The following is a 21475-nucleotide window of genomic DNA, read 5'->3' on the forward strand; positions in this document are numbered from 1 at the left end:
GCTGGCCGCTTTGATGTCATCGGCAGCGCTAACGGAGATGCCCCATCGATCCCTCATTGTGGATAGCTTTTGTCGGAACCGTCATTCTCATGCAGGTGCCGCCAGGTCCCGACAGCATGCTGGTGATGGCCCGCGGCATTGGACAGGGGCGCGACGTGGCGCTGTTCACGGTGCTCGGCATGACGCTGGGCGCCGGACTTGTGCAGCTTCCGCTGATTGCATTCGGCCTGTCCTCGCTTGTCCACGCCTCGCCCCTGGCGTTCAATCTGCTTCGATGGGCCGGGGCGGCCTACATCGTCTGGCTGGGTGTCCGGCTGCTGCTTTCATCCTCGGCAACCATTCCCACAGGTGACCTCAAGGCCCTGCGGCCGCTCGCCGCCGCTGAGCAATCCCTGGCCTTTGATGTTCATGGTTGCGTTCCTGCCGCAGTTTGTCGATCCGCACAGGGGCTCCGTCACGTTGCAGCTGGTGCTGCTTGGCGCAACACAGAAGATAACCGGTGTGCTGGTGCTGGGAGCCTATGCCTTGGCATCGGGCGCGGCCGGCGCATGGGTCATGCGGCACCCTCGCGCAAGGCTTTGGCAGCAGCGGCTCGCCGGCTGTCTCATCATCGGCCTCGGCTTACGGATGGCGATCGGCGGCGGTACGAGCCGCTGACCAAGCGGATGAACGGGCTGGGCCGAACACTCGACTTTGGCGCCGCGGGATTTTCTTTCGGGGAAAGTTTTGTGCCAAGTCGCCTGAATGACAGGCTCCGACACCCTTCTTCAGTGGAGCGGAGCATTCGCTTGGATGTCCGGCTCCGCCGAAAGAACCCGCATCGGATGAAACGTCGTCGCGGGCCGGGACTGGTCCAGGAACAAAAAGCCTGACCAGAGGTTCGAGCCTCGATCTCAATGCAGCTTGAAACGGCTGCTTCATCGCCGTCCGATTGGAATGTTCGTCATGATTTCTTGCGTGGCCTCGGTAAAGACGCGCCTTCAATGAACAAGCCACCTGACGAGGGCCAAAGGGCAAGCGGGCAAAAAAAGGGCGGCGTCGTTCGGGCTCTCGGGCTTGGTCTGATCACCGGCGCGGCCGATGACGACTGCTCGGCCATCGGTACCTACGCGAGCGCCGGAGCGCGGTTCGGGCCTGACCTGCTGTGGACGGCACCTGTCACGCTGCCGATGATGTATGTCGTCGTCTATCTTTCATCCAAACTAGGCCAGGTTTCGGGTCGCGGGCTTTTCAAGGTCATATCGGACTTCTATCCGCGTTGGCTGCTATGGTCCGTGCTGGTGGGCGTGCTGATTGGCAACACGATCGAGGCAGCCGCAGATCTTGGCGCCATGTCGGCGGCCATCGTGCTGTTCGTTCCTCTGCCTGCTCCCTTGGTCGTCATTGCCGTTGCGGTGGTCATTTTTGCCCTGCAGGTGTTCGGATCGTATAAATTGATCCGAAATGTGTTCCGGTGGCTGGCTCTGGCTCTGCTTGCCTATGTGGTCTCCGCGGTGCTTGCCAAACCGGATGCAGCCTCCGTTCTGCGCGGCACGCTATTGCCAAAAATCGAATTCAGCCGCGAATACCTGTCCATCCTCGTGGCCATCATCGGGACCACGCTCTCCGCATACCTTTACACGTGGCAGTCCAATCAGGAGGTGGAGGAGGAGATAGCCAAGGGTCGAACGAGCCTCGAAGAGCGCAAAGGCGCCACGGAGAGCGAACTGCGCCGATCCCGCCGCGACATCCTGATCGGCATGACGTTCTCCAATCTGATCATGTATTTCATCATTCTTTCGACAGGTTCGACGCTCTACAAGGCCGGGCAGACGCAGATCGAGACAGCGGCACAGGCGGCCGAAGCGCTGCGGCCGCTTGCCGGCGACGCTGCCAGCATTCTGTTTGCGGCCGGTGTAATTGGCGTTGGCTTTCTGGCCGTGCCGATCATGACCGCTGGCGCCGCTTTCGATTTCGCTCAGGCGATGGGATGGAAGAATAGCCTGCATTCCAAACCCCGCCAGGCTCCCAAATTCTACATCGTGATCGGGATCATAACGCTGGTGGCGGTGGGCCTCAATTTCTTCGGCTTCAACCCGATGAAGGCCCTGGTCTGGTCGGGCATTGTGCAAGGATTTTCAACGCCACCTCTGCTGCTTCTCATCCTCATCATGACCAACAACCGCAAAATCATGGGCGACAAGGTCAACAGCACAAGCACGAACATCCTGGGCGGCGTGACGACCCTGGCGATTTTTGCGGCGTCGGCGGGACTGGTGGCAAGCTGGTTCCTGTAGCTCGCCGGGCGGGAAGGATGTTCAGGCGCGGTGGAACATCGGCGGTCAATTCTCGTTGAGACGCTTGTGGGAGAGGAGATGTCCATGTCAAAGTTGCAGGCCGCCACTCCGGATCGTCTAAGACAACTCAGGCTTGAGGCGTCGGCCCATTTCGCTCCGTTAATGCTGCACGAGGCTTTGCTGCGTCTTTCCCATGCCTGTGGGAGTGAAAGTCTTGAGCGGTTCGAGAAAGCCATGGTCAATCGCATCGAAGAAGCAAAAGACGATCGTGCGGACTTCGAAACTATCAAGGAATTAGCGATCGAGCAGTTATATTCCTTGATTCGAGACGCGAACGATTCGCCAAAAAAGAAACAGCCGCTGGAGAACATAGAAAGTCGCAGAACGCACGGCCGCTCCGAAGAACCCCAAACACTCGAGGATCAGTTACAGGCAGGATTGGAGGATTCTTTTCCGGCCAGCGATCCGCCTGCGGTCGTATCCACAGCAATTCCGGGTGGAGCGAAGAAGCTGGTCGGAACCGACGAAGTTTTGAAAAAGCAGCGAGAACAAGCAGCTAGAAAGAGCAGCTAATCATAGGGCGCCGTGCCAGAAGGCTAGGAGGCGAACCACCCAGATTGCGGCAGCCGGCATCTTGCCGGCTGTTATCGCGTCAAAGCTTTACAGCCGCCTCCCTTGCCCAGAGCCGCAGTTTGCGGCACGACTGCACAAATGTCTCGACCGAGGCTGCCGTATCCAATGCTATCAGCCCCTCATCGGCATCGGGAGCGACGCCTGCTTTGGCCAGGAGCGGCTCGGCCCCCGGGGTGAAGCCGATGAACTTGCAGTGCGCAAACGCGTCAGACACGAAATCCTTCGCAGCGGCCTCCTTGACCAGCAACTCGGCGCCCGCCTCGGAGAGGAGCAGCACCACCGCGTCGAACAACACGGACGGACCGCCGTCGATCATGTGCCTTGCCTCGATGTGAGTGCCGTCGGCGGCTTCGACGCCGCCCACCTTGGGCGCAACCACCTCCATCACCGCGCCTTCCGCTTCGATGGCGGAACGAAGTTCCTCGAACAGCGCGACATCGGCTCCATCGCTAAGCATGACACCGACTTTGCGGCCCTCGAAACTGTCAGGCCCGTTTTGGATGATGCTGAGCGCCGGCGACGGCGGCAAGTCATCGCGCGGTGAAACGGCGGCTTCGGCAGGTTGGGGCATGTCACGGATGCCGAGCTTGTCGGCTACCGTGGTCGCCAGCGTTTCATCGATGTTCAACAAATGCGAAACCATGCGCTCGCGGATCGCCGGCGCCTGGACCTTGCTCAGTTCAAATGTCAGCGCCATCGCGATGTGACGCTGCTCCGGTGGTGTCTGGCTGTTGAAGAATTGCCGGGCCTGGCTGTAGTGATCGGCGAAGCTCTCCGCGCGCAGACGTACTTTCTGCCCTTCCTCGGCATCGGCGAAAGAACGGAAGCCACGCTGCGGATCCTCGCGCGGTCCCAGTCCCCATGAGTTCGGCTCATAATTGGCGCGACCGGCCGGATTGCGCATGGCCATGTGCCCATCCTGTTGAAAATGGGCGAACGGGCACTTCGGCGCATTGATCGGCAGATGGGTAAAGTTCGGGCTGCCCAGTCGCTTCAATTGGGTATCGAGATAGGAGAAGTTGCGGCCTTGCAGAAGCGGATCGTTGGAAAAATCGATTCCGGGCGGCACATTCTGCGTCATGAATGCAACCTGCTCGGTCTCGGCGAAGAAATTGTCCGGCATCCGGTCGAGCACCAGCCGACCGACTGGAATTGGCTCGAGGATCTCCTCCGGAATGATCTTCGTTGCGTCCAGGATATCGAAGTCAAAACTGTCGGCAAATGCCTGATCGAACAGTTGCACCGTCAACTCCCATTCCGGGAAATTGCCGGCCTGTATGGCCTCCCACAGATCGCGGCGATGGAAGTCGGGGTCGGCGCCATTGATCTTGACCGCCTCGTTCCAGACCACCGATTGCATGCCGAGCTTCGGTTTCCAGATGAACTTGACGAAGGTGGATTCGTCCTTCGCGTTGACGAGGCGGAACGTGTGCACACCAAAGCCTTGCATGAAGCGGAAGGAACGCGGGATCGCGCGATCCGACATGATCCACATCACCATGTGCATCGATTCCGGCATCAGGCTGATGAAGTCCCAGAAATTGTCGTGCGCCGTCTGTGCCTGCGGGAAGGCACGGTCCGGCTCCTGTTTGGCGGCGTGGATCAGATCGGGAAACTTGATGGCGTCCTGGATGAAGAAGACCGGGATGTTGTTGCCGACCAGATCCCAATTGCCCTCCTTGGTGTAGAGCTTGACCGCGAAGCCGCGCACGTCGCGGGCGAGATCGAACGAGCCCTTGTTGCCGGCAACAGTCGAGAAACGAACAAATGCCGGCGTCTTTTCGCCAACTCGCTGGAAAATGTCGGCACGTGTGTATTTGGCAAGTGACTCGTAGGTCTCGAAAAAACCATGCGCGCCATAGCCGCGGGCATGAACGACCCTTTCCGGGATGCGTTCGTGGTCGAAGTGGAAAATCTTCTCGCGAAAGTGAAAGTCTTCGATCAGCGATGGTCCGCGCTCACCGATCCGCAATGTGTTTTGGTCGTCGGAGACAGGCGTTCCGAGCGCCGTCGTGAGCGCAGGCGTTTCGTCCCCCGCGATCTGGTGCAACTCGCCGCCATTTCCGCGCGCGCTATTCTGATCCAGTCCACTTGCCGATTGGCGAGCGGAGGGGCGAGCGGATTTGGCCATGACAGGTCCTCGATCGATACCGGAAGGTTGAAGTGGTCAAGCCATCAAACTGCCGGTGAGCGGCTTTGTTCCCGTAAAAATGGACGCTGAAGACACCGCTGTCGGTGGAGCCGTGACTGCTGCGGCGATGGTGCGCGCCAATCGGATGACAGATATCTCCGCCTGCGCAGAATTTATGAAGAGTTGCCTCCAGCAGGAGGAACGAACCAAACTTCCATGCATTTAGCTGGGGCTGCGTTCACACACTCTTTCTTCTGGGAGCTGGACCATTGTCATCCGGAGGCTGCCTTTTGGCCGACCAGGAAACCAATGAAGTTTCCATCGTTGACCTGATACCTGCTCTGCGGGCATTCGCGCGCACCTTCTGCCGCGTCCCCGACGACGCCGACGATCTCGTGCAGGAGACACTGACCAAGGGTCTCGCCAACATCGACAAGTTCGAACCCGGTACGCGCATGAAGTCGTGGCTCTTCACCATCATGCGCAACACTTATTATACCCGGGTCAAGATCGCTGCCCGGGAATCGCCAGGCTTGCTCGACTGCGCGTCTTCGAGACCAATTTCGGAAGCCACCCAGGAATGGACCGTTCAGAGCAAGGAAGTTCACGGCGCCATTCAAAGGCTGCCTGAACACCAACGCGAGGTCCTGATGCTGATCGGTGTTTTGGGAGTGAGCTACGAGGAAACCGCCGACATATGCGGTTGCGCGGTCGGGACGGTCAAAAGCCGCCTGAACCGTGCGCGCGCCAACATCCTTGAATTCCTGGGGGAGAGTTCGCTGCAGACATTGATGGAAAGACGAAACCAGCTGTCGGATGGTCAGCTCGATGTCGAGGTCGACGGCCGGAGATAGTCAGTTCTTCACGTCGCGCCGACGTTTCCCGACGAGCGCGTTCTGCAATTCGATCGCCAGCTTGGTCAGGCGGTCTGGAATTTTTTCCTGCTCTATGGCGGCCAGCAGGGAAGCAATCTCCTGATCCACAGCCATCTCGACATGCGGATCCGGGGTATCGTCGCTCGAACGAGACATCACATTCTCTTGATAGCGGGTCCCTTGATCCTAGTGTGGTGATAAGCGCCTGGCATTACAAGGCGGTGTCCGCCGCCAAGAAGCTCACCAGCGGCCCCTTGCACAGATTTATTTCCTTGCTGCTCCTTCGTCGTCCCGGGCCATGGACGCGCGGCGGTGGCGTTCAATCCCTAGGCAATCGGTCAGCGGCGTGATCCTGATATTGATCGGGCTTGATCCGATTGCCGTCCAGCCCGCGCTCCTGGCCATGCTGCTTCTTGTTGCGATTCGACAAGACCGCGTTTTCTTCGATCTTGTCCCTCTCCAGGGAGGTCATCGCGCCGGCGCCGGCACTCTTGCCTGGCTGCTGCGGCCGAATTGTTTTTTACCGCCGGATGCCATGATTATCCTCCTTCAAATAGGGTACACTCGTCGGTGCCCGTTGTTCGACGTCCGAACTGGCATCGCGCTGTAATGTTCCGCTTCACCCAGCGAGCAGAAAGGCGCTGCCATCCCACGACCGAAACGGCTTCTCGCCGTCGATGAGGACCCGCAATTGATGAGCTTGCGCCAGACGGCCGATATCATCGCGGTCTGAGAGAAGTGATCCGCGATAGGAATAGTTCAGCAAGGCGAGCCAGCCCGGCCGTTTCAGAACGCGCGCAATTTCGTCGAAATGCCGATCAGCCATGCCGGCCAGAACCAGATAGGGAAAGCTGTCCACCGCCAGCACGCAATCGAAACTGGCGTCGGCGAATTCGGACAGATCGAGACCGGAGGTTTGTCGCAACTCGACATTGCCGAGTGCGGCGCATTGCTCGGAGGCGATGGAGATCATCCTCGGCGATATGTCGATGCCGACCATGCGCTTGAAGGATTTGCACAGCGCGCGCTCGAAACGGCCGATGCCGCAACCGATGTCGAGAATGCTCCGTTCCCTTCCGGTGAATTCTCGCGCTTCCAGCCATGCGACGATTTCGTTGGTCGTGACTGTGAGCCTTGCCTCATCGCCGAGGGATGCCAGTTGGACACTCGCGGCTCCCGAAATCGCTGCCGCGGCATCGAAGCTGGAGGCCAGCCGCATGACGACAGCGACATTCGTCTCGTCCTCATCGCGCTCATGCCGAACGGCGCCACCCGTTGCCCGCAACATGGCGAAGACGTCTGGTTTGCAGCGCAGCAGTCCGGCGACCTTTCGCAGCCTTGCTGCGTCGCCGGCATCCGCCGGCTGGACCTTCAGCACGACCTCCGCCAATTCCGCCGCTCCAATTGTGGGCGGCAGGTGGAGCGCCAGCCTGACGAGAACACCTTCGGCGCAAATGCCATCGGCCATGCAGTCTTCAACCGCCAGCCTGACCGATGTCGTGCGCCGGGCGGCTTTCGGTGCGGTTACACTCATGCATCAACTCCGCGTCCAGACCCTGCGCATCGTCCACCTGTCGACGGCGCCCCAGCCATATTTATAGGCCTCCTGGCCGCGCAGAAAATCGAACTCGCGCGCATCTTCGCGGATCGCTTCCGCGATTGCGTGGCCAATCAGGATCGCACCTGGACTCTCCTCGGCATAAGCAGGGTCGAAACCACCGAGATAAGCATAGGCACGGCCGCGGTGGTGAAATCCGTAATAGGCGCCGACGGTTCCGCCATCGATCGCGAACAGCCAGCATCGCACCAGACCGTGAGCGTCGAGCAAGGGAAGTGAGAGCCGATGGAATTGCTCGACGGCGGCGTTGGCCAACACACCGCCTCCTTGTTCGGCCCAGCGCATATTGTGCAGGCGGATCAATTGATCGAGGAAAGTTTGCGGACTGCCGCTTGCCGACAACAGCGCGATCCGGCCGCATCTTGATGCGGCTTGACGCGCCCGACGCAACTGGCGTCTGCGTCTTGCGGGGACGCAGCCTGCAAGCGTTTCGTCGCCGGCGAGGGCGAGCACGGGGCAGGCGGCATGGGCGGTCGGCCAATCCATCTCGGGATGCGTCATCGCAAGGGAGAGGCTGTCCTGCGGCAAGTCCGACAAGATCCATTGCGCCCACCCGATCGAGAGGATCGACTCGGCGACAATGTCGACGACCTCGGCTTTGCTCCCAGGGACAGCCAGAATGTCCAGATAATCGCTGAGCGAAATGCCGACCGGAAGCAGCTTCGAACCGGATATCCCATGCTCGAGATAGAATGGCGCCAGCCCGACCAGATCGTCGCCACGCCAGACCGCGACCGTCGCCAGTTCACCAGGTGCGAATGCGTGCCACCACGGCACCAGCCAGGCGGGAGATTGAAACGGCGTCGCCGAGGGACTCTGCTGCCACAGTTTCCACCAGTGCGGCGTCAAGGCGTCCAATTGTGCGAGGTCACCGATGATTTCGCTGCGCAGCACAGCTTAGCTCACGGCGTCGCCGCGAAGCGCCGGCGACCACTGCCAAGGTGTGCCAGCGCCTGATAGGCGTCCATGTAAGACGAGATCATCCGTTCCAGCGAAAACCGCCGTCGCGCTTCGGCCCTGCATGTCTCGGCATCCAAGCTGGGCGCCGCAAGAATGGCTTGGGCCATCTCGTCGACCGTGTCGACGAGAAAGCCCGTTCTGCCGTGCTCTATGACATCGGGAAGCGCACCATTTGGAAAGGCGACCACCGGGGTACCGCAGGCGAGGGCCTCCATGGCCACAAGCGAGCTGGTCTCGGCTGCGAGACTCGGAATGACCAGACAGCGCGCTGCATTGAGAATGCGTCGCTTGGCGATGAAGCCGAGCGGACCAAGGAAGCGGCGGCGGCCATCGAGGCGAGGTTGGACCTCATCGCGAAAGTACCGCGTATGCATTTCATAGGGATAGACCTTGCCGCCGATGACCAGTTGCACATCTGCCTGTTTGGCTGCGTCGAGCGCCAGGTGGACGCCCTTTTCCGGACAAACCCGGCTTAGAACAAGGGCAAAGTCGCGCTTCGACTGCAGCAGGGTCAGTGCTTCGATGTCAACGCCGTTCGGAATCGGCGCCGTCAGCCGGGCGTCTGATGGCGCGGTTTTCTGCTGGGTGGGCGAGACCGCATGGAGCCAGAGGTCACCGCGCGTCGGGCGCAATGCCGCGGCCGGATACCAATCCAATGGCAGGTGGAGGGTCACCAAGGTCGGACCATCGTCGGGCAGATAAGCGTCGAAATCTATGCCGTGCAGATGAACCACGTCGATGGGCCATCGGGCACGGGCAGCCGCGATCGCCTCGCGATGGGCCTGTTGCGCGCGGCTCTTCGCCGCCTCGTCGAGTACGCCGTTTTCGGCCGGTATTTCCACAAGCGTGCCGCTCGTTCTGGAGCCTCGGCAGCCAATGACGATAGATCGATGACCGGCCTGAACCAGTGCCCGATCGAGCATCGACAGAACCTGTTCGGCACCGCCGACAGCGTCGGGGCCGACGGGCGCGAGAGGGTAGGCGACATTGAGGACGGTGAGTGTCTCGCCTGGTCGAGTCTCGTTGCCCCGCGCCGTATCTCCACCTGTCAACGGCGTCGCGAAGTCCTGCATCTGATGCATGGGCAGCATGACATTTCACGCGGCCGAGGCCCGCTGCGTGGGGAGCGAGGCGGATGTCATGCCAGGCGCATAGCGGCGGATCATGGTTGAACAGAATTCAGCGAACTCCTCCGGCACCAGGGGCGGGCTGGTGTGGTGGGGCATCATTCCGCGGTGCTGAGGTGTGAAGCAGAAGGTGACCGTCACATCGAAATCGGCGAGTGCTTCCATCTGCCTGTCGAACCAGTCCAGCGCATTCGGCCGAAAACTGTCCGCCCAGGAAAGCCCGGTACGCATATTGGTGACACCCAGCCGCTTCATCCAGGCGACGGCATCGTCCAGCCGCGGGTCTTCGAAATGAAACCACTGCACCAGGCCCATTGCGGGTGTATGGCGCAGGAATTCCTCCAGCGCGGGCTTTGGCGTGCCGTCCTGGCGTAGCAGCCCCATATGGAAATGCCGATAGTAAGAGGAGCCCTCGGCTTCGCGGTGACGCGTCGTTGCTTCCCATTCACGCGGAAGATCGTAGAGGCTGTACCACTGGATGCGTGGCGCATTGCCGAGCAGCAATTCAGCTGTGCGCTTGAGCCCCCAGACTTGGATTTCCTCGGCGCCGAAGGTCGATACGCCGACTTCGCTGACCCAGATGGGAAGATCGGTGACGGTCGCGATCTCGCCGATCTTCTGCGGCCATTCCTGGATCTGCCACAGATTCCAGTCGAGGGGAAAGCCGTGCACGGCGACGGCGTCGACATGGTCCAGCACGCCGAACTCCTTCATGCGGGTGATGAACCCCGGATCTATCGGCGAGATGCCACCGAGCACTTTGGTCAAAGCCGGGTTTTCAGAGGCGATTGCGTCCGCCGCCAGGATTGCCATCCTGGCGAAGCGGCTCCAATCGGGATCGAGCTCGGGATCCCAATGCGATTTGTTGTTGGGCTCGTTCCAGATCATCGCGGCTTCAATCATGGCGCTGTCCTTTCGAGGGGTAGACGGGCCCCCCACTGGCCGCGTCGCCGGCGGTGCGGCAGAAATAGACCTCCTGTTCGGGGTGCAGAACGATCTCGAAACCGGCGCTGCGCAGCATCGCTTCGGTGCAGGCGCGGTTGGGTATCCACCAGTTGGTCGGGTCATCGGCATAGCGGTGCTCGATGAAATGGAGCTTGGGAAATTCCGGCCTGTCGAACAGGTCATGCGTCCAGAAATGATAGTTCTCTTCCATCTCGGGCAGATCTGTGCTGCCGCGCTGCATGGACTGGAAGATCATCAGGTCACCGGCGACATGCTCACGGATAAGGTCGAGCGCGAGCAAGGGGTGGCGCAAGTGATAAAGCACCCCCATGAACAGCACGACATCGAATGTTTCGCGCAGGGCGCCGACGTCGTAGACAGAAAGTTTCTGGAATTCGATCTCGCAATCGGCGATCTCGGCGGCAAAGCGGGCCTGCGCCAGATAGGCCTCATCGAAATCGATGCCGAGGACACGGGCAGCACCTCGCCGTTTCATCTCGATGGAATAGAAACCGGCATTGCAACCAATATCCAACACCGTCTTGCCTGTCAGATCGGCGGGAATGGCCTCGGCGAATTTGCGCCATTTGATCAGCGGATAATTGCCGAGAAAATGGTTGGGAGCGGTTTCGACACCCGCCAGTTCCATGTTGTGGAACCATGGGCCGAGAGCATCGATACGGCGGCGGATTTCGGCATGGGAATGCAGCATGATCAGGCTCCTTCGCCGGGAACGACAGGCACATGCGAACGGGCACCTGGCATAATCGTGGCGGGTTGGTGATGGACGGGTGCGGCGCCGTCCTCGAGCAGCCGCAGGGCCGTGCGATAGCCGTTGAAAGTGCCGACATCGACATAGGCGGACCCAGCCTTGATGCCGGAGGCTTGACCTCCGGCCGCAAGGTAGGCGTTGACCAACGTGCCGATATATTCGTCACGGCATTCCCGTTCACGCCAGAGTGCCGCAAGCTGATGCAGGATCTGGCCCGGCATCTTGAACGCACCCCAAACCCAGTTCGTGGCGGCGTCCTGTTGCTTGACCTGGATTTCGATCACGCGCTCGTGGTCATCGACAACGACGGCGTCGAAGAATTCGGGACGATCCACCGGGAAGAGCAGAAATGAAAGCTGATCGTCAGGCAAATGACAGAAGCCGTCCTCGGGAAACCAGATCGTGTCGGGAAGGCCGACCAGGACGACCTCATCGGACGCGACGAGAGGCGCTGCCCGAAAAATCGCATCGCAAAGTCCAACGGGAATGGGCTGCACCACGAAGAGAGCCGCGGCCTCACCATAGCCGGCAGCGTAATATTCGAGGATGTCGGATTTGCCCGATCCAATGATGAAACAGATCTTGTCGACGCCAGCGTGCACCATCCGCCGCACCAGATACTCGCTCACGGCGCAGGGACGCTCGGTCTGTCCATCGATCCGGCTGCCGACCGGCAGCAGCTCTTTCGAGAAGCCGAGCGGTTGAATGCGGCTGCCGCGCCCGGCAGCGGGCACAATGCCCAACATCAGACTGCTTCCATCATCGGTTCGCCGGGAGATCTTTGAAAGGCGTCGTTTAGAATCTGGTCCAGCTCCGCCGCGCGCCGGCCAGAAGTGTGTTCGTCGAGAACCCGTTGGCGCGCACGGGTTTTGATAGCATCGAGTTCTCCTGCGGGTAAGGCGAGCGCCGCGACCACGTCATCGGTGTCGTGGGCCAGCAGGATCTCGCTGCCGGGTTCGAAGAAGCTGCTTAGGCCCGGCCATGTGTCGGTTACGATAGGCACTCCACATGCCGCTGCTTCGAACAACCGGCCCGAAGGGCACCAGCCCTTTTGCGCCATCGCCTCGCGGGTCACATTCAGTGTCAGACGAGAGGATGAGAAAAACGCCGGGTGATCGGCCGGCGGAAGGTGCCTGACGAAGAAGATGTTGTCGCTCCACGGGAATTCCTGCGGATATTGTGCGCCGCCGATGATGAAGCGCTGGTCCGCCAAGCGCGCAGCTGGGCGAACCAGCAGATTCTCGACGGCCGCCTGGCGATCGGGCGCGTAGGTTCCGAGATAGGAGAGATCGGCCTTGAACTCGGCCCGCGGCGTAGCCGGCCGGTGTTGATCCGGATCGACATGCCCATAGAGCGGCACCACGTGACGCGCGCCCAGAACCGCCTTCAGCGCGTCGACCGCCGAGCCGCCTGTGTAGCTCAGGACGAGGTCGAAATCGGCAAGACCCTCGGGGCCGAAATAGGGTGGACGCTCACCTTGTTCGATGCGGGCAAGCGTGACCGGAGTGTCCAGATCGTAGAAGACCCGCAGTCCGCGCCCTGCCTGCTGCGCCAGCCGCGAGGCGTCCACGGCATCGGGACAATAAGAGGTGACGATAACGACATCCGATCGTTTGATCGTTTGCTCCGCGACCCGGCGGATATCCTCCCAGTCCGGATAGAGCACGATGTTGCCGCCGTCCAGATGATCAACATCGCGCGTTCCGGCATAGTAGGGTGTGTCGCGTTCGAAGAAGGTGATGGACCAGCCGCGCCGGGCGAGGGCTCTGATCAGTCCCCTCCATAAGGTGGCATGGCCGTTACCCCATGAAGACGTGACGGTAAGACCGAAAATGACCATCTGCATCCGGCAAATCCTCGTCAGGCAACTTCGTTCAATCGGATCAGCTTCGCCCCCCAGTCGCCCGACACGATCGTGGTGATCGAGGCGGGATCGATGTCGAAGCGAAAGCAGTCGCCGGCCGGCAAGCCAAGGACTTTGCAAACGGCGGCCTTGATCACATCGGCGTGGCTGACCAGGGCGACACACTGATTCTGATGCTGCTCGTGGACAGCGTTCATCACCGCGACGACGCGCTGCTGGACATCCAGCATGGTTTCGCCGTTTGGTGTCCTGGCCTCCTGCCGCTGGTCGTTCCAGGCTCGCCAGCCGGCGTTGCCGCTCAACTCATCGAAGGTCTTTCCCGACCAGTCGCCGAAGTCGATCTCGTCGAGTTCGGCACAGATCGCGATTTCCCCGACGCCGCAGGCGAGCGCGATTGGCAGGGCCGTCTCCCGGGTCCGCTCGCGCGGGCTGCACAAGATCGCTGCAATCGGCTCCCGGGCCATGCGGCAGCCAAGCTGCGTTGCCTGCGCCTTACCAGCATCCCCGAGGCAAACGCCGTCCATACGGCCTGCCAGATAGGAGCCGACATTGTCGTGTGCCGCATGGCGGATCAGAAAGAAGGTCGTCGTCATTCCGCGGCATCGAGCAAAGGCTCGTCCTTGCCGGCGATGAACGCAAGCGTGCGCTGCCGCGCTTCGGCGTCGGTGAACTGTTCGGGAGGCGACTTCATGAAATAACTGCAGGGACCGGTCAGCGCTCCGGCCATGCCGCGATCGAGCGCCAGTTTGGCGCAGCGTACCGCATCGATCACCACGCCGGCCGAGTTGGGCGAATCCCAGACTTCCAGCTTGAGCTCGGCGTTGAGCGGCACGCCGCCGAAAGTCGTGCCTTCCACCCTTATATAGGCCCACTTGCGATCGGTCAGCCACGGTACGTGGTCGCTGGGCCCAACGTGGATATTGCCTGGCTCCAGGGGAACATCGAACTGGCTGGCCACGGACTGTGTCTTCGAGATTTTCTTCGATTCCAGCCGCTCGCGTTCCAGCATGTTGAGAAAATCGGTGTTGCCGCCGAAATTCAGCTGATAGGTGCGGTCGATGCGTACGCCGCGTTCGCGGAAGAGATTGGCCAGCAGCCGGTGCACGATGGTCGCGCCGACCTGGCTCTTGATATCGTCGCCGACCAGCGGCAGTCCTCGCTGCTCAAAGCGCCGGCGCCATTCCGGGCGTGAGGCGATGAAAACTGGTATGCAATTGACGAAGGCGCAGCCGGCCTCGAGCGCGCATTCGGCATAGAAGCAAGTTGCCTCCTCAGAACCCACCGGCAGGTAGGAAACCAGCACGTCAGCGTTGCTGTCGCGCAGGATCTCGCTGACATTGGCTACGGGATCCGGAGCTTCTTCAATCTCGTCGCGCAGATATTTACCGATCCCGTCCAACGTCGGCCCGCGCTCGACGCGAACGCCGGTTGTCAGCGCGTCGGCGAAGCGGAACGTGTTGTTCGGGGCGGCGTAGATCGCTTCCGCGACGTCGCGGCCAACCTTGCTCCTGGCGACATCGAATGCGCAGACAATCTCAATGTCGTCGACATGATAGCCGCCTAGGTCGGCATGCATCAGCCCAGGGATTGGTTCGTTGCTTTTCGCGTGACGATAAAAGGAGAGGCCCTGCACCAGGGAGGATGCGCAGTTGCCGACCCCAACGATACCAACACGAACCTTTTTCGATCCCACGAAACCGCCACCCTATGTTGTTCAAAGGTAAGTTCCTGGCGCCGAACCATCAGCGTGCCGGAATGTTCCTCCGCCCATCGAAAAATTGCGCGAGACTGCATGGATCGAAGCTGCATTCGATGCGTTGCCGCACGGCAACATTGGAAAACCGATCGATGATCGTCTACGGCGACCACAGGCAGACCGAGAGCGCAGAGCAGCTTCGGGAAGCAGCAAACGAAATGGCCGAAAGCCTGGATCGGATGTCTCATGGCGTCCAACGCCATGCTGCATTGGTCGGACTATTCATCAGCGTGTCGGAGCTGGTTCAGGCGCTTGCCGATGTCGATTTCCAAACCAGCGGCATCGACATCTTTTCGCCGCGACAACAGCAAGGCGCCAGGTTGTTGGTCGGACTTGCGGCAGAGGTGGCGAAGTCGTGGCAAAGCGGTTTCGGCGTCGGCGGTGGCATCGATCCGGGACTTCTCAAACAGCTGGCCGGGCTCGACTGCAAGGCCGAGGTTGTGACCGGCTCTGCCGAGGGTTATGCGCACTATGCGCTTTATCCCGAAAGCTATTTGGACGCGGCGCAGAAGTCGGGTCTCGATGCGAACACATGTGTGATCGGCGTCCGCAGCATCGGCCTCGGGCTGGCAGCTATGGTGGCGGCCTCGATTGGTGCGCCGGCACCGTTCAGCGTTCGCCCGATCGGCCATCCCTTCCGCAGGTATATCAACGCCGATCCGCAGTCGATCGCCACTTGGATGAACAATCCGTCGGCGCGTTTCGCCGTTGTCGACGAGGGTCCTGGCCTGTCCGGCAGTTCGATGCATGCCGTTATCATGTGGCTGCGTGAACTGGGTATCGATACGGACCGCATTCACCTGTTTCCCAGCCATTCAGGCGGCCCGGGCATCGAAGCGTCGCGGGAGGCTCGGGAGACATGGTCGCGCTGTCCGAAGCATGTGGCGACGGCGTTTGAATGCACCTTCTCCGAAAGCTCGAAAATTCCCACGTTGCGCGATTGGGTGGCCGAGGCGGTCGGCAGGCCGGAATTAGGCCTGACCGAGCTATCTGGCGGCGAGTGGCGGGCCGCCCACTACGCCGACGAAGGGCGCTGGCCGCCGAGCCCTCGCGGTACCGAGCGGCGTAAATTCCTGGCGTCCGCCGGGCGTGACCGCTGGCTCGTCAAATTCGCGGGCCTCGGCGAAACCGGACGGCGCAAGAAACGAACCGCGACGATGTTGCATGAAGCCGAGTTCGGATCGCAAGTTGTCGCGCTTTGCCATGGCTTTCTGGTTGAACGGTGGATTGACGGCACCACGATGGATCAGGCGCCGCTACCCAGGGAAAGACTGATCGCGGAGTTCACAAATTACCTGGCCTGGCGTGCGCTCAATCTTCGAACTTGCGAACCGGGTGCATCATTGCTTGCACTCGCGGAGATGGCTGTTTCCAATACGTCGGAAGCCTTGGGCGAAAAACGCGCGGCAGCCTTGCGCGGTTGGCTCTCGAAACAGGCCCCCGCGAGCGGGCTGCAGCGCGTTGAAATCGATGGAAAGCTCCAACCATGGGAGTTTCTCGTTCGCGCCGACGGCAGGGTGCTTAAGACAGATGCCGTCGACCATTGCCGGGCACACGATTTGATCGGCTGCCAGCCAATAGAGTGGGACATTGCCGGCGCCCGTGTCGAGTACGGGCTATCCGACAGCGATGTGAGGACCCTGGTCCAAGGAATGAAGCTTGCCATCGACAACTGCCACATCGGCTTTTTCGAACCGTGCTATTTGGCATTCCAGCTCGGGCTCTGGAGCACGGCTGCGCAATCCGAAAATGGCCGGGAAAAAGCAAGGCTCGCCGCGACGGCAGACCGATATAGGATGCGACTGATAGGATTCCTGGACGAATGCCTGATATGATCGTTCCGATCAGTCCAGCCTTCGCAGCATGTCTGCTTCCTTCTCGAGAATAGCGGCCACTTCCTCGCGCTGCAGATGCGTCATCATCAAGCTGACGCAGCACTCGAGATAGGTGATCGAGGCGCGCCGCAGATAGGCAGCCGTCTCGCGTTCGGCCATCTGGTCGATATCCCTCGTGGGTCGCTTGGGTTGCATGAGGATGATCCTCCGTATCTGGTCCTCCCACCGAACCACAAGCTGGGGCGGATGTTCCGCGCGATCTCGGGAAAGATTCGGCGGCCGTCTCGCATCACGCCGGAAGGTTCTGTAGCCCGCCGGATGCCGGCCTCGCTCTTTTGGCAAAGCCTGTCATCTGATCGCCGATGCGACTGCCTTCGAGCGCCGCGAAATAATCGATCGTCAGCTTGAGCCCTTCATTGAGGGGCACCTTCGGCGTCCAGCCGAGCAGCGCTTTTGCACGCGAAATATCGGGCTGCCTGCGCCGAGGATCGTCTTGCGGCAGCGGCAGAAATCTCAAATCCGATTTGGTGCCGGTCATCGCCTTCACCAGTGCCGCCAGTCGCACGATGGTGAATTCTCCGGGATTGCCCAGATTGACCGGCTTGCCCGGATTGGGATCGATATCCATCAGTCGCCTCAATCCATCGATCTGATCGGAGACATAGCAGAAGGACCGCGTTTGCAAGCCGTCGCCGAAGATCGTCAGAGGACGTTTTTCTAACGCCTGCATGATCAGGTTTGAGACGATGCGGCCGTCCGCCGGATCCATTCTCGGACCGTAGGTGTTGAAGATGCGCGCGACGCGCACGTCGGCTTTGCCGGCTCTAAGATAGTCGAAGCAAAGCGTTTCGGCGGTGCGCTTGCCCTCGTCGTAGCAGGCGCGTGGGCCGGTGCAGTTCACATGGCCAACATAGTCCTCCCTCTGGGGATGTTGCTCCGGATCGCCATACACTTCGCTCGTCGAGGCCTGTAGCAGCCGCGCGCCATATCGGACAGCGAGTTCGAGCAGGTTGAGCGTGCCGATCACGCAGGTTCGCGTGGTGTGTATCGGGTCGGCCTGGTAACGCGGCGGCGAGGCAGCGCATGCCAGGTTGTAGATGCGATCCACGGGCTCGCCGAGATCCAATGGCCGGCAGATGTCCTGCTCGATCAATCGGAAACCCGGCTGATCCATGATCGAGATGATGTTTTCCATGCGCCCAGTCAGGAAATTGTCGGCGCAGATCACGCGCCAGCCGTCGCGGAGCAATGCTTCGCAAAGATGCGAACCGAGGAATCCCGCACCGCCGGCAACAAGCACTGCCTTTGCCCTTTGCGCGTTTCTTTTTTGTCGCATCGTCGTTTTCTCCTGTATGCCGGTCATGCTGCGCTTCCGATGTCGAAATTGAGGGCCGCCGCCCTTGGCTGTGTCAACGCCGTCACGAATTCGCGGGCTCTGGCCGCACCGGTGTGGGATGCGAGGACGCGTTCGCGGGCCCGGCGGGCCATGGCGAGGCGTGTGCGCTCGGACTCGCCGAAGAGGATTTCGATGACATCGTCCGTTTCCCCGGCGTTGTGGATCGCCGATGCGGGAAAGAAGCTGTCGAGCCCTGGCCAGCGATCGCTGATGATGGGCGTGCCGCAAGCAGCCGCTTCGAACAGGCGCACACTGGGTGACCATCCGGCAGCGATCATGGAACTGCGTGTGACGTTCAGCGTGTAACGCTGACGGCTGTAGAACGCGGCATGATCGGCCGGCGGCAAATGTTCGATGCGTTCGACATTGTCCGGCCAGATGATGTCGGATGGGTATTGCGAGCCGGCTACGACGAAACGGCGGTCCGGCATATGCCGTGCTGGTTCGAGCAGCAGCGCGTTCAGCGTTGCCTGCCGGTCGGCACTGTAGGTGCCGAGATAGCCGAGATCCCAGCGGATCGGATCGCCGGTCCGGTGGTGCCGTTCCGGGTCGACCGAGCAGTAGAGCGGTTCGGCGCGGCGCGCGCCGAACTCCTCCACCAGACGGCCAAGCATCGGCCCGCCGGTGAACGAGAAGTAGACGTCGAAATACGGAATCTGCCGCCAGCTCAGGTAATCGCAATCATCGGCTGAAAGCTGCGCCACGGTTACCGGCGTGTCGATGTCGTAGAAGCAGAAGCGCCCCTTGCAAAATGAAGCGACGATGTCGATGACCACGCGCCCTTCCGGCACGAAGGAGCCGATGACGACGATGTCGGCCTGCTCCAGGCACCGGGCGTAGTCGCGTTGCAATTCCGCTGTGGTTTCGTAGTAGCGCAAGGCGCAGAAATCCGGATCGCGCAGATCGCGGTGGTTGGCGTACCACGGCACGTCGCGCTCCAGAAAGGTCACGCGGTGGCCGAGTTTGTGCAGACCTTTCAGCAGGCCTCGAAACGTCGTGGCGTGGCCGTTTCCCCAGGACGAGGACAGCGACAGGCCGAGAAAGACGATGTCCAATTGCTTGGTCATTCCGCTGCCTCCACGGTCCCCTGCTCGAAATGACGTTTGAAGACGGCATCGGCCACGTCCGCCCGCAGCGCGTAGGTATGGTCGGCCAGCACGCGGCAAAGTGCGGCCTGGCCGATTGCTTTTGCGCGACTGGAGGTCAGCGAGTGCATGATCTCGGCGACATCGCCGCCGTCGCGCGCCACCAGGATCTCCTCGCCTGGTTTCAGGAACAGTTCCACGCCCAGCCACGCATCGGTGATGAGGCAGGCACCGGCGCCGGCTGCCTCGAAGACACGCGTGGCCGGTGAAAAACCGTTTACGGCCATGCTGTCGCGACTGATGTTCAGCACGGCCTTGGGAGTGACGTTGAAGGCATTATGATCGCGGGTGCCAACGTGACCGAGCCAGCCGACATTGGCGGGAAGCGGCTTGTCCCCCCAGCCCGATCCACCGAGCAGAAAGCGCTGTTTCGGCAACTGGCTTGCGGGATCGAGGAAGAATGCTTCGACACGCGCCTCACGATCCGGCAGCCGGTTGCCGAGGAACGCCAGATCGCAAGCGAAACGCGCATTGCTGGCGACCGGGTGATGCGTTTGAGGATCGAGCGCATTGTAAATCGGCACGCATTCGTTCGCCCCCATGGCACGGTAGGCCCAGACGACGGGGTCGCCGCCGCCATAGGTCAGCACAAGGTCGATTTCTTGCAGGGCGCCATGGAGCGGATGGTCCGGTTCGTCGCGCAACTGGGCAAGGGTTGCCGGAGCGTCCACGTCCCAGAATACCACCAGCGCGTCGCTGCGGGCATGGTCGAGAACGGCGCGCAGCAGCGCCTCGTCCTCGAAACCGACGCCACTCGCCTTGACGACGATGTCGGCGCTGGCGGCGCGTGCCGCGACCTGCATCAACGCGTGCTGGGTCGCTTCATAAACGACCACAGTGCACCAGTCAGGGGCCTCGATGTCGCGGTTCTTCTGCCGGTCGTAGACGTCGGGCTCATAGAAGGTGATTTCGTAGCCCAGTTGGGCAAGCGCCTTCAGCAAGCCGCGATAGTAGGTCGCGGCACCGTTCCAGTAGGACGACAAGAGGCTCGATCCATAGAATGCCATCTTCATGCGGCGGCTTCCTTTGCGGTGGTCTTGTTGATGGTATGTTCGGTTGTGCATTCCATGAGCACGCCGAACAACTCGTCGACGCGGTGCTGGCAGGTGTGCCGCGAGCGGATGGTCTCGAGACCCGAAGTCACCAGGGAAGCCGCGAAATCCGCATCGGCCAACACCGCCCGCAGGTGTTGCCGCATTTGCGAGCCATTGTGGGCGAACAGGAAGTCGACGCCGGGCCTGAACAGCTGCTCGACATCGGACCATGGTGCTGAAATCAGCGGAATGCCGCAGGCGAGTGCCTCGAACATGCGGATCGTCGGAATTCCAGGCAAACCCTCACGATAGGGGCGCCGCGGGATGTGGACGGTGACACGATGCGCGGCGAACGCCTTCGGCACGTCGGCATTGGCGATCCATCCGTCATAGCGCAGTCCGGCGGTGGCCAGATCCGCAAGTGCGGGCTTGGGGTAGCGTACGCCGTGCACGGTGGCATCGAGACCGAGATCGCGCACCGGCTTGATCAGAAATTCCTTGAGTTCGGCGGTCCGCTCATCGTCGCCCCAGTTTCCAATCCAGACCAGATCGGACGTGGGGTGGATCTCCGGGTGTGGCTTGAACAGGCGATCGTCCGCGGCTTCATGCCAGGTGAAGACGCGCTTGCCCCAGCCGGCGCGCAGATAGCTCTCGCGCAAGGCCTCGCCAAAGGCGAGAACGCCGTCATAGTGCTCCAACCGCAGCGCCGAGATTGCCTCGGTCGCCGATACCGCCCGGTGGTGGGTGTCATGAAACAGAAGGATGAAGTTGCCGCCAGCGGCCCGGGCACGGCCGATGCGTGCGACAAGCTCCGGATCCGTCCACTCATGAACGATCACAACGTCGGCCTCAGCGATCCAGGCCTCGTGATCGAACCCGGCATCATAGGTCACCGGCATTAGTTCTGGGAAATCCTTGCGGAAGCGTTCGATGGCGAAGGATCCCTTCTCAGCCAGCAGGTTCGAACGGCTCCAGCCGTCGGACGGCTCCAGCGCGACCGCCTGGTGCCGGCGCGCGACCAGTTCCCGCATGATACCGCGCAGGAAATGGGCATTGCCGTGGTTCCAGTCGGAAACGACCGAGTGGGTGTAGAACAGAAAGCGCATGG

At 61.1% G+C, this 21475-nt stretch carries 21 protein-coding genes; 5 read left to right on the top strand and 16 right to left on the bottom strand.

Annotated features, from left to right (window positions below):
• Positions 1 to 89 precede the first annotated feature (89 nt).
• The 3 genes from AC0L2U_RS21495 to AC0L2U_RS21505 all read left to right on the top strand — a co-directional run bounded on the left by AC0L2U_RS21495 (position 90) and on the right by AC0L2U_RS21505 (position 2849).
• Positions 90 to 872, top strand: coding sequence for a LysE family translocator (locus AC0L2U_RS21495; RefSeq protein WP_473602640.1), 783 nt, complete (start codon positions 90 to 92; stop codon positions 870 to 872).
• 24 nt (positions 873 to 896) lie between these two features.
• Entirely contained in the window at positions 897 to 2276 is a 1380-nt protein-coding gene (locus AC0L2U_RS21500; RefSeq protein ID WP_473602641.1) for an Nramp family divalent metal transporter, read from the top strand.
• A gap of 84 nt (positions 2277 to 2360) precedes the next feature.
• Complete coding sequence (locus AC0L2U_RS21505; protein WP_127397664.1) at positions 2361 to 2849, top strand: hypothetical protein; 489 nt, start codon at positions 2361 to 2363, stop codon at positions 2847 to 2849.
• Positions 2850 to 2928: 79 nt separating this feature from the next.
• Here AC0L2U_RS21505 and katE read toward each other — a convergent pair whose 3' ends face one another.
• Positions 2929 to 5040, bottom strand: a complete 2112-nt coding sequence (gene katE / locus AC0L2U_RS21510) for a catalase (protein WP_127809652.1) — start codon at positions 5038 to 5040, stop codon at positions 2929 to 2931.
• 290 nt (positions 5041 to 5330) lie between these two features.
• Between katE and AC0L2U_RS21515 the strand changes: the two genes are divergently transcribed.
• Positions 5331 to 5894, top strand: coding sequence for a sigma-70 family RNA polymerase sigma factor (locus tag AC0L2U_RS21515; protein WP_127326434.1), 564 nt, complete (start codon positions 5331 to 5333; stop codon positions 5892 to 5894).
• Here AC0L2U_RS21515 and AC0L2U_RS21520 read toward each other — a convergent pair whose 3' ends face one another.
• The 10 genes from AC0L2U_RS21520 to AC0L2U_RS21565 form a co-directional block, all read right to left on the bottom strand.
• Positions 5895 to 6071, bottom strand: a complete 177-nt coding sequence (locus tag AC0L2U_RS21520; protein ID WP_127809653.1) for a hypothetical protein — start codon at positions 6069 to 6071, stop codon at positions 5895 to 5897.
• A 463-nt stretch (positions 6072 to 6534) separates the two neighbouring features.
• Entirely contained in the window at positions 6535 to 7449 is a 915-nt protein-coding gene (locus AC0L2U_RS21525; RefSeq protein ID WP_473602642.1) for a class I SAM-dependent methyltransferase, read from the bottom strand.
• Positions 7450 to 7452: 3 nt separating this feature from the next.
• Positions 7453 to 8427: a GNAT family N-acetyltransferase gene (locus AC0L2U_RS21530; RefSeq protein WP_473602643.1), complete on the bottom strand. Its 975-nt coding sequence runs from the start codon at positions 8425 to 8427 to the stop codon at positions 7453 to 7455.
• 8 nt (positions 8428 to 8435) lie between these two features.
• The gene (locus tag AC0L2U_RS21535; protein ID WP_473602644.1) at positions 8436 to 9584 is read right to left on the bottom strand and encodes a glycosyltransferase; all 1149 of its coding nucleotides are present in this window, start codon (positions 9582 to 9584) and stop codon (positions 8436 to 8438) included.
• A 6-nt stretch (positions 9585 to 9590) separates the two neighbouring features.
• Positions 9591 to 10523 carry a glycoside hydrolase 5 family protein gene (locus AC0L2U_RS21540; protein ID WP_127380957.1) on the bottom strand — a complete coding sequence of 311 codons (933 nt, stop codon included), beginning with the start codon at positions 10521 to 10523 and terminating at the stop codon, positions 9591 to 9593.
• Positions 10516 to 11277, bottom strand: coding sequence for a TIGR04290 family methyltransferase (locus AC0L2U_RS21545; RefSeq protein ID WP_473602645.1), 762 nt, complete (start codon positions 11275 to 11277; stop codon positions 10516 to 10518). Before AC0L2U_RS21545 ends, AC0L2U_RS21540 begins: the two co-directional genes overlap by 8 nt.
• A 2-nt stretch (positions 11278 to 11279) precedes the next feature.
• Positions 11280 to 12083, bottom strand: coding sequence for a sugar phosphate nucleotidyltransferase (locus tag AC0L2U_RS21550; RefSeq protein ID WP_473564125.1), 804 nt, complete (start codon positions 12081 to 12083; stop codon positions 11280 to 11282).
• On the bottom strand, positions 12083 to 13183 hold the full coding sequence (locus AC0L2U_RS21555) for a CgeB family protein (protein WP_127398006.1): 1101 nt from the start codon (positions 13181 to 13183) through the stop codon (positions 12083 to 12085). Before AC0L2U_RS21555 ends, AC0L2U_RS21550 begins: the two co-directional genes overlap by 1 nt.
• A gap of 14 nt (positions 13184 to 13197) precedes the next feature.
• Positions 13198 to 13794 carry a histidine phosphatase family protein gene (locus AC0L2U_RS21560; protein ID WP_127320166.1) on the bottom strand — a complete coding sequence of 199 codons (597 nt, stop codon included), beginning with the start codon at positions 13792 to 13794 and terminating at the stop codon, positions 13198 to 13200.
• Positions 13791 to 14894 carry an inositol-3-phosphate synthase gene (locus AC0L2U_RS21565; protein WP_127809658.1) on the bottom strand — a complete coding sequence of 368 codons (1104 nt, stop codon included), beginning with the start codon at positions 14892 to 14894 and terminating at the stop codon, positions 13791 to 13793. Before AC0L2U_RS21565 ends, AC0L2U_RS21560 begins: the two co-directional genes overlap by 4 nt.
• A gap of 155 nt (positions 14895 to 15049) precedes the next feature.
• On the opposite strand from AC0L2U_RS21565, the gene AC0L2U_RS21570 reads away from it, so the two are divergent.
• Complete coding sequence (locus tag AC0L2U_RS21570) at positions 15050 to 16792, top strand: hypothetical protein (RefSeq protein ID WP_127399008.1); 1743 nt, start codon at positions 15050 to 15052, stop codon at positions 16790 to 16792.
• A gap of 9 nt (positions 16793 to 16801) precedes the next feature.
• On the opposite strand, the gene AC0L2U_RS21575 is transcribed toward AC0L2U_RS21570, so the two are convergent.
• The 5 genes from AC0L2U_RS21575 to AC0L2U_RS21595 form a co-directional block, all read right to left on the bottom strand.
• Positions 16802 to 16987 carry a hypothetical protein gene (locus AC0L2U_RS21575; protein ID WP_127809659.1) on the bottom strand — a complete coding sequence of 62 codons (186 nt, stop codon included), beginning with the start codon at positions 16985 to 16987 and terminating at the stop codon, positions 16802 to 16804.
• 94 nt (positions 16988 to 17081) lie between these two features.
• Positions 17082 to 18128, bottom strand: a complete 1047-nt coding sequence (locus AC0L2U_RS21580; RefSeq protein ID WP_127398875.1) for a UDP-glucuronic acid decarboxylase family protein — start codon at positions 18126 to 18128, stop codon at positions 17082 to 17084.
• A gap of 23 nt (positions 18129 to 18151) precedes the next feature.
• The gene (locus AC0L2U_RS21585; RefSeq protein ID WP_473602647.1) at positions 18152 to 19255 is read right to left on the bottom strand and encodes a CgeB family protein; all 1104 of its coding nucleotides are present in this window, start codon (positions 19253 to 19255) and stop codon (positions 18152 to 18154) included.
• The gene (locus AC0L2U_RS21590; protein ID WP_127809661.1) at positions 19252 to 20346 is read right to left on the bottom strand and encodes a CgeB family protein; all 1095 of its coding nucleotides are present in this window, start codon (positions 20344 to 20346) and stop codon (positions 19252 to 19254) included. Before AC0L2U_RS21590 ends, AC0L2U_RS21585 begins: the two co-directional genes overlap by 4 nt.
• A complete protein-coding gene (locus AC0L2U_RS21595) occupies positions 20343 to 21473 on the bottom strand; it encodes a CgeB family protein (RefSeq protein WP_128288171.1) in 1131 nt (376 codons plus the stop codon). The genes AC0L2U_RS21590 and AC0L2U_RS21595 overlap by 4 nt, the downstream gene beginning before the upstream one ends.
• Positions 21474 to 21475: the final 2 nt, after the last annotated feature.

Source organism: Mesorhizobium sp. WSM4808 (genome assembly GCF_055811675.1).